This window comes from Candidatus Methanodesulfokora washburnensis, assembly GCF_003947435.1.
In the GTDB taxonomy this organism is placed as follows: domain Archaea; phylum Korarchaeota; class Korarchaeia; order Korarchaeales; family Korarchaeaceae; genus Methanodesulfokora; species Methanodesulfokora washburnensis.
Genome location: NZ_RCOS01000062.1, coordinates 52234 through 67304, shown reverse-complemented (window position 1 = coordinate 67304; position 15071 = coordinate 52234). Strand labels below are relative to the sequence as shown.

23 protein-coding genes are annotated in these 15071 nt (G+C 44.5%); 18 read left to right on the top strand and 5 right to left on the bottom strand.

Going from position 1 to position 15071, the window contains the following annotated elements:
- Positions 1 to 146: 146 nt before the first annotated feature.
- From D6D85_RS04300 to D6D85_RS04280, 5 genes are all read right to left on the bottom strand, one after another.
- The gene (locus D6D85_RS04300) at positions 147 to 554 is read right to left on the bottom strand and encodes a Zn-ribbon domain-containing OB-fold protein (protein ID WP_125670838.1); all 408 of its coding nucleotides are present in this window, start codon (positions 552 to 554) and stop codon (positions 147 to 149) included.
- Between the two features lie 4 nt (positions 555 to 558).
- Positions 559 to 1680, bottom strand: coding sequence for a thiolase family protein (locus D6D85_RS04295; RefSeq protein ID WP_125670837.1), 1122 nt, complete (start codon positions 1678 to 1680; stop codon positions 559 to 561).
- 10 nt (positions 1681 to 1690) lie between these two features.
- Positions 1691 to 2782: a hydroxymethylglutaryl-CoA synthase gene (locus D6D85_RS04290; protein WP_125670836.1), complete on the bottom strand. Its 1092-nt coding sequence runs from the start codon at positions 2780 to 2782 to the stop codon at positions 1691 to 1693.
- A gap of 116 nt (positions 2783 to 2898) precedes the next feature.
- A complete protein-coding gene (locus tag D6D85_RS04285) occupies positions 2899 to 3651 on the bottom strand; it encodes a helix-turn-helix domain-containing protein (protein WP_237558751.1) in 753 nt (250 codons plus the stop codon).
- A 53-nt stretch (positions 3652 to 3704) separates the two neighbouring features.
- Positions 3705 to 4046, bottom strand: a complete 342-nt coding sequence (locus D6D85_RS04280) for an SWIM zinc finger family protein (protein ID WP_125670835.1) — start codon at positions 4044 to 4046, stop codon at positions 3705 to 3707.
- 53 nt (positions 4047 to 4099) lie between these two features.
- Between D6D85_RS04280 and D6D85_RS04275 the strand changes: the two genes are divergently transcribed.
- The 18 genes from D6D85_RS04275 (at position 4100) to D6D85_RS04190 (ending at position 15033) form a co-directional block, all read left to right on the top strand.
- Complete coding sequence (locus tag D6D85_RS04275; protein ID WP_161969683.1) at positions 4100 to 4843, top strand: metallophosphoesterase; 744 nt, start codon at positions 4100 to 4102, stop codon at positions 4841 to 4843.
- A gap of 17 nt (positions 4844 to 4860) precedes the next feature.
- Positions 4861 to 6282, top strand: a complete 1422-nt coding sequence (locus D6D85_RS04270; protein ID WP_237558750.1) for an NAD(P)/FAD-dependent oxidoreductase — start codon at positions 4861 to 4863, stop codon at positions 6280 to 6282.
- A gap of 100 nt (positions 6283 to 6382) precedes the next feature.
- The gene (locus D6D85_RS04265; RefSeq protein ID WP_125670924.1) at positions 6383 to 6811 is read left to right on the top strand and encodes a 50S ribosomal protein L14; all 429 of its coding nucleotides are present in this window, start codon (positions 6383 to 6385) and stop codon (positions 6809 to 6811) included.
- A 9-nt stretch (positions 6812 to 6820) separates the two neighbouring features.
- Positions 6821 to 7195: a 50S ribosomal protein L24 gene (rplX, locus tag D6D85_RS04260; RefSeq protein WP_125670833.1), complete on the top strand. Its 375-nt coding sequence runs from the start codon at positions 6821 to 6823 to the stop codon at positions 7193 to 7195.
- Positions 7192 to 7908, top strand: coding sequence for a 30S ribosomal protein S4e (locus D6D85_RS04255; protein WP_125670832.1), 717 nt, complete (start codon positions 7192 to 7194; stop codon positions 7906 to 7908). The genes rplX and D6D85_RS04255 overlap by 4 nt, the downstream gene beginning before the upstream one ends.
- A gap of 10 nt (positions 7909 to 7918) precedes the next feature.
- Positions 7919 to 8446: a 50S ribosomal protein L5 gene (locus D6D85_RS04250; protein WP_125670831.1), complete on the top strand. Its 528-nt coding sequence runs from the start codon at positions 7919 to 7921 to the stop codon at positions 8444 to 8446.
- 1 nt (position 8447) lies between these two features.
- Positions 8448 to 8603 carry a 30S ribosomal protein S14 gene (locus D6D85_RS04245; protein WP_125670830.1) on the top strand — a complete coding sequence of 52 codons (156 nt, stop codon included), beginning with the start codon at positions 8448 to 8450 and terminating at the stop codon, positions 8601 to 8603.
- Positions 8604 to 8612: 9 nt separating this feature from the next.
- Positions 8613 to 9002, top strand: coding sequence for a 30S ribosomal protein S8 (locus D6D85_RS04240; protein WP_125670829.1), 390 nt, complete (start codon positions 8613 to 8615; stop codon positions 9000 to 9002).
- An 11-nt stretch (positions 9003 to 9013) separates the two neighbouring features.
- Positions 9014 to 9565 carry a 50S ribosomal protein L6 gene (locus tag D6D85_RS04235; protein ID WP_125670828.1) on the top strand — a complete coding sequence of 184 codons (552 nt, stop codon included), beginning with the start codon at positions 9014 to 9016 and terminating at the stop codon, positions 9563 to 9565.
- Positions 9566 to 9570: 5 nt separating this feature from the next.
- On the top strand, positions 9571 to 9936 hold the full coding sequence (locus D6D85_RS04230; RefSeq protein WP_125670827.1) for an eL32 family ribosomal protein: 366 nt from the start codon (positions 9571 to 9573) through the stop codon (positions 9934 to 9936).
- A gap of 1 nt (position 9937) precedes the next feature.
- Positions 9938 to 10360 carry a 50S ribosomal protein L19e gene (locus D6D85_RS04225; RefSeq protein WP_125670826.1) on the top strand — a complete coding sequence of 141 codons (423 nt, stop codon included), beginning with the start codon at positions 9938 to 9940 and terminating at the stop codon, positions 10358 to 10360.
- Positions 10357 to 10929, top strand: coding sequence for a 50S ribosomal protein L18 (locus D6D85_RS04220; protein ID WP_125670825.1), 573 nt, complete (start codon positions 10357 to 10359; stop codon positions 10927 to 10929). Before D6D85_RS04225 ends, D6D85_RS04220 begins: the two co-directional genes overlap by 4 nt.
- Complete coding sequence (locus D6D85_RS04215) at positions 10926 to 11570, top strand: 30S ribosomal protein S5 (RefSeq protein ID WP_125670824.1); 645 nt, start codon at positions 10926 to 10928, stop codon at positions 11568 to 11570. Before D6D85_RS04220 ends, D6D85_RS04215 begins: the two co-directional genes overlap by 4 nt.
- Positions 11571 to 11575: 5 nt before the next feature.
- Positions 11576 to 12046: a 50S ribosomal protein L30 gene (locus tag D6D85_RS04210; protein ID WP_125670823.1), complete on the top strand. Its 471-nt coding sequence runs from the start codon at positions 11576 to 11578 to the stop codon at positions 12044 to 12046.
- Positions 12043 to 12492, top strand: a complete 450-nt coding sequence (locus tag D6D85_RS04205) for an uL15m family ribosomal protein (RefSeq protein ID WP_125670822.1) — start codon at positions 12043 to 12045, stop codon at positions 12490 to 12492. The genes D6D85_RS04210 and D6D85_RS04205 overlap by 4 nt, the downstream gene beginning before the upstream one ends.
- An 8-nt stretch (positions 12493 to 12500) precedes the next feature.
- A complete protein-coding gene (gene secY, locus D6D85_RS04200; protein ID WP_125670821.1) occupies positions 12501 to 13889 on the top strand; it encodes a preprotein translocase subunit SecY in 1389 nt (462 codons plus the stop codon).
- 74 nt (positions 13890 to 13963) lie between these two features.
- Positions 13964 to 14542: an adenylate kinase gene (locus tag D6D85_RS04195; protein WP_125670820.1), complete on the top strand. Its 579-nt coding sequence runs from the start codon at positions 13964 to 13966 to the stop codon at positions 14540 to 14542.
- The gene (locus D6D85_RS04190; protein ID WP_125670819.1) at positions 14539 to 15033 is read left to right on the top strand and encodes an EMC3/TMCO1 family protein; all 495 of its coding nucleotides are present in this window, start codon (positions 14539 to 14541) and stop codon (positions 15031 to 15033) included. The genes D6D85_RS04195 and D6D85_RS04190 overlap by 4 nt, the downstream gene beginning before the upstream one ends.
- Positions 15034 to 15071: the final 38 nt, after the last annotated feature.

Below are 15071 nucleotides of genomic sequence, written 5' to 3'. Positions count from 1 at the left end.
CATTCAAGTAAAGAACTGTTTCTTGAACGATAATTTTTAAGCTCGATTATTCGCAGTTGAGAGCTCGAGAGAACCTCTTTCCCTGTAAAGTCATTCTCCTCCAATGGTTCTCTCATACATATTAAAAAAGTAAAAAATAAAGATATTTATTTCGTAGCAGGCCTGAACTTATAACCGTAAGCTATGAAGCCCGACTCCCCGCATACTCTCAGTATTCTCAGCGACATCTCCACTTCCATTCCCTCCTTGACTTCCTCTGGATCCACATCCGTGAGCTGGGCTAAAACCTTGGCTCCATCCTCCAGCTCGACAAGTGCTAGAACGTAGGGAGTGTAATACTCATATCCTCTGGGAGGATTGTGCACCACAGTGTGCTCCAGAACCCTTCCTCTTCTCGGCAGTTTTTCCTCTATCACAGAGCGAGATCCGCATTTCGGACATGTTCTTCTAAATGGGAAGAACTTATGCCCGCAATCCCTACATTTCCCTCCTATAAGCATGTATCTTCTGGACTTGTTCCTCCAATAAGATGGGACATTTAGCCAACTGTACATGGGATCACCTCCTCAACACAGCAACAACACAACTGCTAGCCAGCCCTCCTAAACTGACAACAGCACAGTTCTTCGCTCCCTGAACTTGGTAGCCATCTGCAGTTCCCTGCAACTGCATATATGACTCAGCTAGCTGATACACACCGCTTGCTCCCACAGGATAGCCTCTAGCTTTCATTCCCCCCTCAGGATTTATGGGAATCTCCCCATCTCTCCTAAACTTCCCGCTTTCGGTGTCCTTAGGTGCCTTTCCTTTATCAGAAAGACCCAATGATTCTATCTGCAGGTATGCGAGCACGCTGCTTGTGTCATGGATCTGGACGAAGTCCAAGTCCTTGGTATCGATGCCCGCTTCCCTCATGGCACTGCTGAATGCAGCTGTTATATTTTCCATGTCAAGCTGATCAATTCTATGCGTTATAACAGCTTCATTTCCGCTAAATCCAATGCCAGATACCTTTACAGGTCCATCAGATCTGCTTATTACTATTGCTGCTGCACCATCTGCTTCAGAAGGCACGTCCATGAGCTTCAATGGAGTTGAAACATACGGGGATTCTATATAGTCCTCCATGCTCACCTTGAACCTCAACTGCGCATGAGGGACGTTAACTGCATTCTCATGCATCATAATTGGAAAGTAGCCGAAATCCCTCTCCTCCAACTTATACCTCCTCATGTATTCCCTCATCATGAGGGCATGATGTGAGTATATTGTTGCTCCAAGGATTCCCTCATGCTCCCTGTTTATTGAGCTCGATACAACGGATGTAATGTCCTCGAGCGATGTCACATCGCTCAACTTCTCCACTCCTACGATCAGTATCCTTTCATATCTGCTTAGCATTGAGCATGCAGCCAGCAGAGCAGCACCTCCGGAAGCTCCTTCAAGCTCAACCTTGAAAGATGGCTTCCTTGCCATGCCTAGACTCGATGCTATATGAGCTGCAAGGTTCTCCTGACCATTAGCCACGCCTGAAAAGGCATTTGCCACTATTATAGCATCTATTCTCTCCGAATTTATATCTTTCATGGCCTGCTCAGCTGCTTCATAAGCCAGATCCTCTATTGACATGTTCCAGTGATTGGACACTTTCACCAAACCAGCACCTATTATGGATGCCAATTGAATCACCTCAATATCCGCTGAAGTCCTTCAGGAGGGTTATCATCCTTCTGTTTCTTGCATATATGGTGTAATCAACATACTTCTTTCTATTGACATAGTCCATCACCTTCGGTGCTAGATCCCTGACTTCCTCAACTTTGTCAGTCACCTCTATATGAAATGCATCACTCCCAGCTCCAGAGCCAAATGAGACCACTAATATCCTCTGGCCGGGGGAAGCTATGTCCAAGATTGCTGAAAGTCCTATAAGAGATGAGCCGCTGTATGTATTCCCTATATATGGTGTAATCAACCCTGGTTTTATCTTCTCCGGAGGGAAGCCTAAGCGTTGGCCCACTCTAAGCGGAAACTTTCCATTTGGCTGGTGAAAGACAGCATAATCATAGTCCTCGGGTTTGGTCCCAATTTCCTCCATTAACATCCTTGCAGCCCCTATTATGTGGTGGAAGTAGGCAGGCTCTCCTGTAAAAGCCCTTGTGTGCGCGGGATATCTCTCATGCTGCCTTCTCCAGAAGTCTGGAGTATCTGTCACATACGAGCAGCTCGCTTTTATAATAGCAACAGACTCCTCTGCCGGACCTATTACAAACGCAGCACCTCCTGAGGACGCAGTATATTCTAGGGCATCTCCCGGTGCTCCCTGGGCTGTATCAGCCCCTACAACAAGGCCATAATCTATCATGTTGGACCCAACTAAACCTATAACTGCCTGCATCGCCTCAGTCCCTGCTTTGCATGCAAACTCGAAATCTGCTCCTGTTGTGGCCCTTTTCTGACCACCTATTCCCAGTGCCTCAGCCAATATTGTGGACGTAGGCTTTACAGCATAGGGTTTTGATTCCGTCCCGACATAAACAGCATTTATCTTAGAGGGATCTATCCTAGCCCTTCTAATTGCATTTGAAGCTGCTTCGTAGGCTATGGTGAATGTGTCCTCATCTATCCCGGGGACACTCTTCTCCTCCACCATTATCCCTGCAGCATGCCTTTTCCAATCTCTTCCCCAAGCTCTGGCAAGTTCCTCAGATCTTATCCTGTACATGGGAACATAAACTCCCCATCCTACTATCCCAACTTGTCTATCAGGTCTCAATAACATCACCTCCAGTATATTGTAATAAAGTTGACAACAGATGCGAAAGGTGACAAGCTAGCAAGAAGGTGCAATTTAAAGTTTAGTTTAATGGCTATAAGAGAATCGTCTAAAGACTAACCTCACTCGAGCCTTTTTCTCAGGGATTCCACCATGTCTCTCACACTTTCCATCTTAGAAACTGCCAGAGGAACACCCATTATCTCAGCAAGTCTTATTCCAAGTCTATCTACCGAATCTGGCTTGAGTCCATGCAGCACAACAAGACTTGGTCTTATGTCGAAGACCTTCAGGGCCACCATCGGGCTCCTTCCTGTTCCAACTCTCGTGAATATGAGAGCTCTCTCTGTCGATGAGCCGAATAGCTTCATGAAATCTGTTCCTGAAAGGTTCTCTATCGCTCTTATGCTATCTATGACGGTATAGCCGTGTATTAATGTATTGCCCGGAACAATAAGCTCGCCATCAATCCACTCAATAAACTTCTCCAGCTCCACTGGAATCGTCATCTCGGCCATATCTATCACGCTTGAGAGAAGCAACCCGATTCCCATGGACTTTGCGAGAACCTTCAGCTTATTTCCTCCGGTTTCCTCATCTTTCGCTATTATAGCCTGTATGAATCTCTTGAGAACGTAGGACCCCGGGCTTCTCCTCCTGCCCGACTCATAGTCCGATATCACAGATGCCGATATTCCCAGCATCTTTGCAAGCTCGCTCTGCTTCACTCCGAAGTACTCTCTCCACTTTTTCATAGCCAATCCTATGTTTGATGAGTAGAGAATGTCTCCTGCTATCTTTTTAGCGACCATCTCCTTCAGAACTCTCCTATGATATGACATCGGCTCTATCTCTTCCTCGTCCTTTATCTCCACCAACCTCGACAGTCACCTAATGATGCTGAGAGCTTCACTATATAAGCATTCTTTTATTGCATGAAAATTTCCCTGAGAACAGTCTCAAGCTCATCATCTTTATGCTCTATTGTCCTTACCAAGTTCATGTCCTCCGCCATCATAACGGCAGCTATGTGGTAGCAGAGCTTCCTCTCCTCCCTAATGATAACGCTCAGAAGAAAATCTATGCAGCTGCAGTAGTTCCTATCGAACACTATATATGCACCCTCTCTTCCTCTTACAAGATAAAATGAGAATCCACTCGGAAGAAATATGTGTCTCTCCACTTTTCTCCTGTAAACCACATCTATAAGCTTTCTGATGCTTCTTTTTGGGAGCTCCTTTCTGAGAAAACTATATTTTGCAGGTATCATTTTATTGAATGTATGGGTAAAAGGCTAAAAGCATTGCTGCTCGAAAACTAGAGTTGCAGATAAGACCTGTGTGGGGTTTTCCCTCTCTTCTGATAGATGGAGATGAGAGGTATCTGTTGATAGCAGACCTTCATCTAGGTTTTGAGGAGAATCTGAGGAAAAAGGGCATATATATACCCGATCAGAGCAGGGATTTGGCGATGGATGCGGTGAATATAGCTAGGAGTTGTGATGCCAAGAAATTGATAGTCCTCGGAGATCTGAAGGAGAGAATAGGCTCTCATAAAAGGACTGAGGAGAGGATAAATCAAGCTATCTCATTATGGCTTCAGTTCTTCGACAGGATAATAGTGATAAAAGGAAATCATGATGGGCTCTTGGAGAGGATGGTTCCGAGAGAAGTAGAAGTTGTGGGAAGCCAAGGAACGGTGATAGAGGGAGTAGGGCTATTTCATGGTCACTCTTGGCCTTCCGATGATGTATTGAACTCAAGGTATTTGATAATGGCTCATCTTCATCCAGCAGTTTTGATGGAAGATGAGAATTTGAGAGAGTTAGTCAGGGTCTTTGTTTTCTCAAGGGTAAAACTTCATGGGAGGAGGGAAAAGAAGAGAGCTATTATAATGCCAGCGTTTAACAAATTTTTGGGAAGTGCTCTGCTGAACAAAGGAGAGGTGCCCAAAAACTACAGAGGGCCTATTTTCTCCCATGGAACAATAGATCTCAGGGAATCAGATATATTCACCTTGGATGGATTCTATTTGGGAAGGCTATCTGATCTATATATTCAGCAGTAAAGTTTTTACCTAGAACTTTGAGCCCTATCAAAACTAGGGAACTAGCATTGCAGGATGAATGGGATGTAATAATAATTGGGGCTGGACCTACAGGGCTTTTTGCAGCATATGAGATAAAGAAAATTGTTCCCAATGCTGATGTATTGATAATAGAGATGGGAAATGATTTAGAGAGCAGAAAATGTCCTAGAAAAGAGAGAGGAGCATGCATAATGTGCAATCCCTGTAGCATAGTCTCAGGATTTGGAGGAGCCGGGGCTTTCAGCGATGGGAAGCTGAATCTCTCCAGGGAGGTCGGAGGGGATCTTGCAGAGGTTGTGGGAAGCAGCATAGATGAGCTGATAGATTATGTTGACAAGGTTTACCTGTCATTCGGGGCACCAGCTAAGATGTATGGAGAGGACAGAAATGCAGTGGAGGACCTCAAGAGGAGGGCCTATAAAGTGGGGATGCAGTTGATACCATTCAGAATAAGGCATATGGGGACTGATGGAGGATACATAGTCTTAGGAAACTTCAGAAAGTTCTTGATGGACAGAGGAGTTGAGATTCTGTTTAACAAAAAGGTAAGCAGGATAGCTGTGGAGAATGGACAGGTGAGAGGAGTACATCTTTCAGATGGACAGTTTCTCAAAGCGAAATTCGTTGTGGCGGCTCCTGGAAGGATAGGATCTATGTGGCTTGTTGAGGAGGCAAAAAGGCTGGGAATTAAGGTTGATGAGGGAAGGGTTGATCTTGGAGTAAGGGTAGAGGTGCTTTCAGAGGTGATGAAGGAGTTCACAGATGTTCTATATGAGCCAAAGCTGATATACTACAGCAGAACTTTTGACGATAGAGTGAGAGTTTTCTGTGTAAACCCAAATGGAGAGGTGGTGACAGAGTCCTACTTCGGCATAGTTACAGTGAATGGAATGGCAAAGGAGGAGGAGAAAACTGAGAACACCAATTTTGCAGTATTGGTCAGCACGAAGTTTACTTATCCGTACAAAGACACTATATCCTATGCGTTGGATATAGCTAAACTGGCTAACAACATAGCTGGAAATCAGCCAATAATACAGAGGCTTGGAGATCTGTTAAGAGGCAGAAGATCAACTTATGAGAGAATAGCAAGAAGCATTGTCAAGCCAACTCTGAAAGAAGCAGTTCCAGGAGATCTAAGCTTCGTGCTCCCTTACAGATACCTGAAGGACATAGTTGAGATGCTGGAGAAGATGAACGAGATAATCCCAGGTGTGTACTCAGACCAGACACTTTTGTATGGGGTTGAGGTGAAGCTTCACACTGCTAAGCTGGATCTGAAGGAGGATTTGGAAACCAAGAATGTTAAAGGGCTCTATGCTGGAGGGGATGCTGCTGGTGTATCCAGAGGTCTTGTGCAGGCATCTGCCTCTGGAGTGGTCATAGGGAGAAGTATATCAAATAAAATTAAAAGCTGATATAACAAACCATATAACAATGATATCCTTGGCTCTTTGGCGAAATTTTTTATATCCAGCAGTGTGCTTGCAGGATAAAGTCAACGAGAGGATGTTGAGCATGGCCCGAAGGGCTGTAAGGAGAAGGAAGGCTAAGGGAATAAAGCCTAGGATATCTAGGGGATTGCCCGTCATGGCTAGAGTGAAGTGCGCTGACAATACCGGAGCCAGGATTCTGCAGATAATAAGCGTTGTCGGGTACAAGGGGAGAAAGGGGAGGATTCCATCGGCCAGTGTTGGCGATATGGTCGTTGCTGTGGTGAAGCAGGGCAAATACGATCTGCTACACAAGCCCTTGAGAGCCATCATAGTGAGGCAGAGGAAGCCCTTCAGGAGGAAGTCAGGTCAGTGGGTCGTGTTCGAGGACAATGCAGCTATAATAGTGAATGAGGATGCAACTCCAGTTGGAACTGAAATAAGAGGTCCAATAGCAAAGGAGGCAATTGAGAAGTGGCCTTCTATAAGCGCTCTCTCAGCTATAGTAGTTTAGGTGATATATATGTCCAGCAAGCCGAGCAAGCAGAGGAAGTATTACTTCAATGCCCCTCTTCACAGGATAGGGGTTATGATGTCGGCTCATCTCTCTGATAAGCTCAGAGAGGAGCTGGGAATAAGGTCCCTTCCAGTTAGGAAGGGGGACAAGGTAAGGGTTGTGAGGGGGGATATAAAGTACAGGTTGAAGGAGGGGAAAGTGATAAGAGTAGACAGAAAGAAAAGAAGGATATATATAGAGGGAATTACGAGGAAGAAAGCAGATGGAACCGAGATACCGGTTCCCATACATCCATCGAAGGTGGAGATCGTTGAGATAAACAGGGATGATGAGGAGAGGATGAAGATAATAGAGAGAAGGAGGGCTGGTGAGGCATCATGACGAACAAAGGTGGATCTAGGAAGATGAAGAGAATGGCTGCTCCGTCATATTGGCCTGTTGCCAGAAAAACATTCAAGTGGACGGTAAAGCCAAGTCCAGGTCCGCATCCAATAGAATCAAGCATACCTCTCCTAATTCTAGTCAGGGATGTGCTCGGCTTGGCCTCATCGGCATCGGAGGCGAAAAAAATAATACATATGAAGAAAATATATGTTGATGGAAAACCTAGATGGGATCACAAGTTTCCAGTCGGCTTGATGGATGTAGTATCAATTCCGGATTTAGACTTAAATTACAGAGTATCATCAGATCCCTACAAGGTGCTCAAGCTTGTGAAGATAGACAAGGGAGAGGCAGGACTAAAGGTGGTTAAGGTTACTAAGAAGACCACATATGCTGGCGGCAGGATTCAGCTCACTGCTCATGATGGAAAGAATTTCCTAGTGGATCAAAAATCAGAGCTGTCAAAGGTTATACCAGGAGATTCCCTTTTGATATCCCTTCCCTCTCTCGGTATTGAGAGGAGGTTTCCCCTTGTCCTAGGGGCTCCTGTGATGGTTATCAGGGGGAAGGCCTCGGGCCATGTTGGAAGGATTGAGGAGATAGGGGAGTTCATAACAATCAGGGACATGAAGAACAAAAACTTGATATACAGAGTATTTCCAGAAAATGTAATAGTGCTCGGGGAGAGAGATCCAGCGATATCAGTCTAGAGGTGATCTCATGGAGGAACCTTGGTCCGAAAATCCGATGTTGAGGCCTAGGATAAGATCAGTTGTGCTGAATATTGCTGTTGGAACAGGTGGAGAGAGCCTTCAGAAGGCAGCCCAAGTTCTTGAGGAGCTAACTGGGCAGAAACCATCTTTTAGAAAAGCTAAAAGGACGATAAAGGATTTTGGAATAAGAAAAGGAATGCCGATAGCTGTCATGGTGACTTTAAGGGGCAAAAAAGCCGAGGAGATACTGAACAGAGTGGCCGAGGCTGTGAAGAGGACTATTAAGGCAAGCTCATTCGATAGATTTGGAAACTTTGCATTCGGAATAAAGGAGCACATAGATATACCTGGGATGAAATATAAAGCTGAGATAGGAGTTTACGGGATGGATGTGATAGTCTCCCTTGAAAGGCCTGGAGGAAGAGTGGCTAGGAGACGAATAAAGAGATCTAGGATACCTCTCAGGCACAGGCTGACAAAGGAGGAGGGTATTATTTATGCTCAAAAATATCTAAACTTTAAGGTGGTGGGGTGATATGTCGCAGAAAGTTAGGACGAAGGGAAAGGGAGCTTATGTCTGTAGAAGGTGTGGCAGGAAGGGCAAGGGGATAATAAGGAAGTATGGACTTTACTTATGTAGGCACTGCTTCGTTGAGGTCGCCCCTAGCATGGGATGGAGGAAGTACGAGTAGGGTGATTTCATGAGACTGGATCCTCTTGCAGATGCCCTAACTGTCATATCAAATGCTTCCATGGTGGGTAAAAATGAAGTGACAGTCAGAATAGCATCAAAATTGCTCGGAAGGGTGCTGAAAATACTCAAAGATGAGGGCTACATAGGAGATTTCGAGTTTATAGAGGATGGCAGGGGAAATGCATTTAAGGTTAAGCTTATCGGAAGGATAAACAAGATAGGTGCGATAAAACCTAGATTTAAGGTTAAGAAAGATGAGTTTGAGTACTGGGAGAGAAGATATTTGCCCGCTGAAAACGTTGGAATCTTGATAGTTTCCACATCAAAGGGGGTCATGACAAACAGGGATGCGAAGAAGATGGGGATAGGGGGTGTCCTTATAGCTTACTGCTATTGAGGTGAATGCTTATGAGATATCCGAAAACAGCATTTAAAACGGTAACAAGAGTTGTTGAGATAAAGCCCGAGGCTGAAGTTGAGATTTCCGGAGATACCATAGTGGTCAGAGGGCCAAGAGGAGAGCTGAGGAGAAAGTTCAACAAGGAGTTCTTGGACATAACAGTGGAGGATGGAAAGGTGAAACTTGTGACATATGATGATAGGAGGTTTAACAGGGCTTACATAGGGACAATGGCCTCCCACATAAAGAACATGATAAATGGAGTGGTGAATGGATTCAGAAAGGAGATGATAATAGTGTTTGCCCACTTCCCAATGAGGGTTGAGGTAGATAAGAACAAAAAAGCTGTCATAATAAGCAATTTCGTGGGAAGTAGAGCTCCTAGAATTGCAAAAATAGTTGGAAATACGGATGTGAGAGTTGAGGGAGATAGAATCATAATAGAAGGCCCATCAAAAGAGGATGTTTCTCAGACAGCTGCTAACATAAGACAGGCCACGAAGATAAAGGATAAGGATCAAAGAGTCTTCATGGATGGGATCTACTTGCTGGAGGAGTGATCTAAATGCAGAAGAAGGAGAAGCCTAGGTTCATAAATCTGGCCAGATATTGGCATCTTGGTTCGGTTAAGAGCTGGAGAAAGCCCAGAGGAATAGATAACAAGCAGAGACTCAGGTTGAAGAGCAGACCAAAGCTTCCAGGAAAGGGATATAAGAATCCAGATGAGATAAGGGGTATTCATCCAAGTGGTCTTAAGCCCTTCATTGTTCACAACTCAAAGGAGCTGGAGGAGCTAGTTGAGAAACATGGAGCAGGCAATATACTCATTTATATAGCAGGAGGAGTTGGAAGAAGGAAAAGAAAAGAGATTTTGGAGAGAGGAAAGGCCCTTGGAGTGAGAATAGTGGGCTCTGTTGCGGGGGAGGGTTAAAATGGATCTAAAATATCAGAAGAGGTTGGCTTCCGATCTTCTGGGAGTTGGGGAGAGCAGGATAAAGTTTAACCCTGAGAAACTTGAGGAGATATCAAATGCTGTCACCAGAAGGGATATAGAGAGGCTTGTGAAATCCGGAGCAATAATAGTGGTGCCGAAGAAGGGTGTGAGCAGGGCAAGAGTGAGGAAGAGGAGGAAGGGACCTGGAAGAAGAAAAGGAGGAAAATTCTCAACTCTTTCAAGGAAGAGGAGGTGGATAAGAAAGATAAGGGCGCTAAGAAAAGCCCTTAGGAGCATGAGAGATTCTGGCAAGATAGATAGGAGGACATACAGGTATTACTACAGCAAGTTGGCGAACTTCCACTCAGTTGCACATCTCAAGGAGTCCATAATGAAGGAGATGGGAGGGGCTGGCTCTTGATAAAAATAGTTAGAAGAAGGATAGAGGGCAAGACTGATTACAGGCGAAGGCTCGCCTTGCTGAAAAGTGGGAAGACAAGGCTTGTTGTGAGAAAGACAAATAGATATATAATAGTTCAATTCATAGATTATAATAAGAATGGAGATATGGTCAGGGCATATGCTGTGTCTAAGGAGCTGCTGAGATATGGATGGAAGCATGGAACAAAAAACGTACCTGCAGCTTATTTAACTGGATATCTTGCAGGATTACGGGCTATTAAAGAGGGAATAAGCGAAGCAGTTCTGGATATAGGCAGACATCCGTCTACAAAGGGATCAAGGCTATATGCTGCGCTCAAGGGAGCTGTGGATGCTGGAATATCGGTTAACTATGGTGAGGAGATACTGCCCGATGAGAGCAGAATAAAGGGATCACATATAGCTGAATATGCTAGAATAATTAAAGAAGAGAACGAGGAGGAATTTAAGAGGAGGTTCTCCGACATCCTTAAAAGGGGAGGAGATCCCCTTCTCATAGAGAAGGACTTTGAAGATGTCCTGAATAGAATAAGGGAGGTGACTTCATGAGCGAGGAGATAGAACAACAAGCAGTGATGCAGAAGGAGTGGATACCGAGAACTAGGCTGGGAAAGCTTGTAGCTGAGGGAAAGATAAAGACAATGGATGAAATACTGAGGAGAGGAATCCCAATAAAGGAGCCTGAGATAGTTGACATTCTCATTCCAAATCTTCAGAAAGAAATCATAGAGGTGAGAAAAGTTCAAAGACAGACGGACGCAGGGGAGCTATCCCAAATAAGGGTTATAGTGGCAGTTGGGGATGGAGAGAACTTCGTTGGAATAGGAAAGGGGAAGGGAAAGGAGTTCAGGATGGCTTTTGATGATGCTGTCAGAAATGCAAAGCTTAACCTAATAAAAGTTAGAAAGGGATGCGGTTCCTGGGAATGTGGCTGTGGTAGGCCACATTCGGTTCCCATCTTGACAAGAGGAAAATCAGGATCCGTTAGAGTTGAGATAATGCCAGCTCCAAGGGGATTAGGTTTAGTGTGCAGCGAGACAGCTAGAATAATATTAAAGTTGGCCGGAGTGAAAGATGCAAGAGTGTTCTCCAGAGGCATGTCTAGGAACAGGATGAATTACGCTATGGCTGTTTACAATGCACTGTTGAACATGAACAAGACGAACTTACCAAGCGATTGGAAGAGGTGATTTTATTGCCTCTCTTTGCGGTGGTCAGGATAAAAGGAACTGTCAACGTAAGACATGACATGAGGATCACGATGGATCTCCTGAATGTAAGGAGAAAGTTCTGGGCATCCGTTGTTCCGGGAACTGATTCCTACATGGGGATGCTTGAGAAGGTGAAGGATTTCGTGACATATGGTGAAATAGATAGAGAAACTCTGAAACTTCTCATATTGAAAAGAGGTGTGACTAAGAATGGAGAGAGGATAACCGAGGAAGTGATAAGAAGAAACACAAATTACGGCGGAATAGATGAGTTTGTTGATGCATTGATCTCAGAAAAGGTTAAACTAAGTGATTTCAACTGGATAAAACCATATTTCAGGCTTACTCCACCCAAAGGTGGGTTCAAGAAGTCCACAAAAAGACCATTTTCTGATGGAGGGGAGTTAGGCTACAGGGGAAGCAGTATAAATGAGTTGTTGAGGAGGATGATATGATGTTCATACCTAGAAGAAGGAAGAAGACGAGAAAGCTGAGGGGAAGCAGACTTTACGGCTATGGAAAACAGAGACAGCACAGAAGAAGTGGAAGAGGGGGCGGATTTGGAGGAGCCGGTGCGCACAAACACTGGTGGACATGGTACACAGCGCATTGGCCTGATTACTTTGGCATGGGCAGGAGAGGTTTCAAGAGACCTAGAGCTAGGGAAATGAATTCAATAAACTTAGGGGATATAGAGAAAATTATAGAGGAGCTTGAACAGAAAGGAGCTGTTAAGATGAGAGAAGATGGAAAATTGGAGGTGGATCTGATCATGGCTGGATACGATAAGGTGCTTGGAAAAGGGAGAATAGACAGGCCAATGGTGATAAAAGCGAGGGAATTTTCAAGGGTAGCTCTTGAGAGAATAAGCCAAGCAGGAGGAGAAGCGGTGAAGGTATAGGTGGTTTTATGAATGGAGTGAGGAGGATAGTCAGCATTCTAAATAAGTTCATACCAGAAGTGGAGAAACCATCTCAAAGGCCTTCATTTAAGGAGAAGCTTGGCTGGACTGGAGTAGCTCTAATGCTTTATTATCTTCTAACTCAGATACCCATATACGGCATACCAAAGACTGCGGTGGACTATCTAGCGGGCCTCAGAGTGATATTTGCAGGTGCAACTGGAAGCATAGTGGAGCTTGGAATAGGCCCTGTTGTCACAGCAGGGATAGTAATGGAGCTTCTTCTCGGAAGCAAGATAATAAAGCTGGATCTGACTGATCCGGAGGACAGGAGGTTCTTTCAGGAATCCCAGAGGGTGTTGGCAATATTCTTCATATTATTTGAGAACGGCACATATGCCCTCGGCAGATATCCAACAGATCCAAAGATGGAGCTGATAATAATACTTCAAATGGCTCTGGGAAGCTTCCTTCTCATGATGCTTGACGATCTGGTGAGCAAATGGGGAATAGGTAGTGGAATAAGTCTGTTTATACTTGCAGGAGTTGCCCAAAAGGTCTTGTGGGACATGTTCTCACCCGTGAAGACAAGCGGAGGAAGCATTGTCGGGGTTATACCTGCCCTGATTATGCAGGGATCCTCAGCCCTCTACAGACCGGGTATGCCAGATGTAGTCGGGCTTGTGGCTACATTTGTCGTATTCCTACTTGTGATATGGGCATATCAGATAAGAATAGAGGTACCCATAGCGCATTCCATGGTTGGAGGGCAGAGAATGAGATATCCCATAAGGCTTCTCTATGTAAGCAATGTCCCCATAATATTCACCTCAGCTCTTGTTGGAGACTTGGAGATGGTATCTAGGCTTGTTTGGACCAGATTTGGAAATGAAGGTGGCTGGATGAGGACTCTTGTTGACATATTGGGAAGATGGAAAATAGAGGGAAGCAGCATGATTCCTGTCTCAGGCCTAGCTTACTACATACAGAGGCCTTACAGTCCGTCATTCCTCTACTCATATCCTGATGCGGCAGCTGCATACCTTCTGATAACAGTTGTTGGTTGCATTTTGTTTGCAAAAATTTGGGTTATGACAGCTGGAATGGATGCGAGCACAGTTGCAGAGCAGCTTGTCAAGCAGGGGATTGTACTTCCAGGAGTTAGATCAAGCCCTAAGGTTGTAAAAGCCACAATAGAGAGATACATAAACGCAGTTACAATAGTAGGAGGATTTCTTGTCGGTTTCCTTGCAGCTATTGCCGATTTTACTGGAGCTCTTGGCACAGGAAGTGGTATACTACTTGCTGTGACGATAATAGCCTCGTTCTATGAGGTAATAATGAGAGAAAGAGCTCTTGAGGTATATCCCAAGATAAAGAGATTCCTAGGAGGATGACCAAACTGATTGTATTCAACTGAAAGATCCCACAGGATCAACAATGTTTTTAATAACCTCATGAGAAGCTCTCTATGCCTCTAAGCATCGTGATAGGAGTTCCCGGAGTAGGAAAATCCACAGTTATGGAAGAGCTGAAAAAGATAAGCGATGGAAAGGTGAAGGTAATAGTGTTCGGCGACTATATGTTTGATATAGCCAAGAAGGAGGGGCTTGTGAAGCACAGGGATGAGATGAGAACGCTCCCTGTAGAGGTTCAGAGGAGACTTCAAGAGGAGGCATCGAAGATGATATATGAGGAGAGCTCAAAGTTCAATGGAATGGTGCTTCTTGACACTCATGGCTTTATAAAAACGCCAAATGGTTTTCTTCCCGGTCTTCCAGAGCATATACTGAGGATATTGAGGCCCGATTTCACAATTCTGATAGAAGCAGATCCATCACTCATAGCAGCTAGAAGAAGCAGAGACGAGACCAGAATAAGGGATCCGGATATGGAAGAGATGATATCACTCCATCAGATGATGAACAGAATGGCCGCAGCGACTTATTCCACCATAACAGGGTGCAACATAATCATAGTGAAAAACGAGGAGGGCAAGGCACACGAGGCTGCGAAGAAGCTTGCTGAATCGTTGGGAGTGGGAGGATGAACATTCTCCTAATACCTCCATACTCAATAGTATTTATAATAACACTCGCTTTCCTTTTAACTCTTATTACTAATATAATAAGTAAAAAGAGAATAGATTATGATAAGATGAGGCAGTATCAAAAAGTGATAAAAGAGTATACAGACCTTCAGAAGGAGTTTCTCAGAACGGGGGACAAGAAACTGGAGAAGAAGCTCGGGAAGATGAAATATCAGTACAAGACAGCTCAGTCGGAGATGATGAGGATGAGCTTTATACCGACAATGTACACGATAATACCGATAATGATAATTTTCATTCTACTAGGGGGGTTTTACTCTGAAATACCATTTATAAGGCTTCCGATCGGCCTTCCATATGTAATGGACTTCTTCCACGGCAGGAGTGTGTTTGGGAACGATGTTCTGGGATACTTTGGAGTGTACGTGCTAGCATCGTTCTTCTTCTCTACAATAATTCAAAAAATAATGAAGACCTCTCCCACTCAATGAAAATGCTTATATTAGCTATTTGCAGTGCTGTTAGGGTG

What these genes read in the sequence shown, in the direction of transcription:
- D6D85_RS04250 (WP_125670831.1), top strand. Translation starts at nt 7,919, where the DNA reads ATGGAGGAACCTTGGTCCGAAAATCCGATGTTGAGGCCTAGGATAAGA.
- D6D85_RS04255 (WP_125670832.1), top strand. Translation starts at nt 7,192, where the DNA reads ATGACGAACAAAGGTGGATCTAGGAAGATGAAGAGAATGGCTGCTCCG.
- D6D85_RS04195 (WP_125670820.1), top strand. Translation starts at nt 13,964, where the DNA reads ATGCCTCTAAGCATCGTGATAGGAGTTCCCGGAGTAGGAAAATCCACA.
- D6D85_RS04205 (WP_125670822.1), top strand. Translation starts at nt 12,043, where the DNA reads ATGATGTTCATACCTAGAAGAAGGAAGAAGACGAGAAAGCTGAGGGGA.
- D6D85_RS04225 (WP_125670826.1), top strand. Translation starts at nt 9,938, where the DNA reads ATGGATCTAAAATATCAGAAGAGGTTGGCTTCCGATCTTCTGGGAGTT.
- D6D85_RS04215 (WP_125670824.1), top strand. Translation starts at nt 10,926, where the DNA reads ATGAGCGAGGAGATAGAACAACAAGCAGTGATGCAGAAGGAGTGGATA.
- D6D85_RS04190 (WP_125670819.1), top strand. Translation starts at nt 14,539, where the DNA reads ATGAACATTCTCCTAATACCTCCATACTCAATAGTATTTATAATAACA.
- D6D85_RS04245 (WP_125670830.1), top strand. Translation starts at nt 8,448, where the DNA reads ATGTCGCAGAAAGTTAGGACGAAGGGAAAGGGAGCTTATGTCTGTAGA.
- D6D85_RS04240 (WP_125670829.1), top strand. Translation starts at nt 8,613, where the DNA reads ATGAGACTGGATCCTCTTGCAGATGCCCTAACTGTCATATCAAATGCT.
- secY (WP_125670821.1), top strand. Translation starts at nt 12,501, where the DNA reads ATGAATGGAGTGAGGAGGATAGTCAGCATTCTAAATAAGTTCATACCA.
- D6D85_RS04280 (WP_125670835.1), bottom strand. Translation starts at nt 4,046, where the DNA reads ATGATACCTGCAAAATATAGTTTTCTCAGAAAGGAGCTCCCAAAAAGA.
- rplX (WP_125670833.1), top strand. Translation starts at nt 6,821, where the DNA reads ATGTCCAGCAAGCCGAGCAAGCAGAGGAAGTATTACTTCAATGCCCCT.
- D6D85_RS04290 (WP_125670836.1), bottom strand. Translation starts at nt 2,782, where the DNA reads ATGTTATTGAGACCTGATAGACAAGTTGGGATAGTAGGATGGGGAGTT.
- D6D85_RS04300 (WP_125670838.1), bottom strand. Translation starts at nt 554, where the DNA reads ATGTACAGTTGGCTAAATGTCCCATCTTATTGGAGGAACAAGTCCAGA.
- D6D85_RS04235 (WP_125670828.1), top strand. Translation starts at nt 9,014, where the DNA reads ATGAGATATCCGAAAACAGCATTTAAAACGGTAACAAGAGTTGTTGAG.
- D6D85_RS04230 (WP_125670827.1), top strand. Translation starts at nt 9,571, where the DNA reads ATGCAGAAGAAGGAGAAGCCTAGGTTCATAAATCTGGCCAGATATTGG.
- D6D85_RS04265 (WP_125670924.1), top strand. Translation starts at nt 6,383, where the DNA reads ATGGCCCGAAGGGCTGTAAGGAGAAGGAAGGCTAAGGGAATAAAGCCT.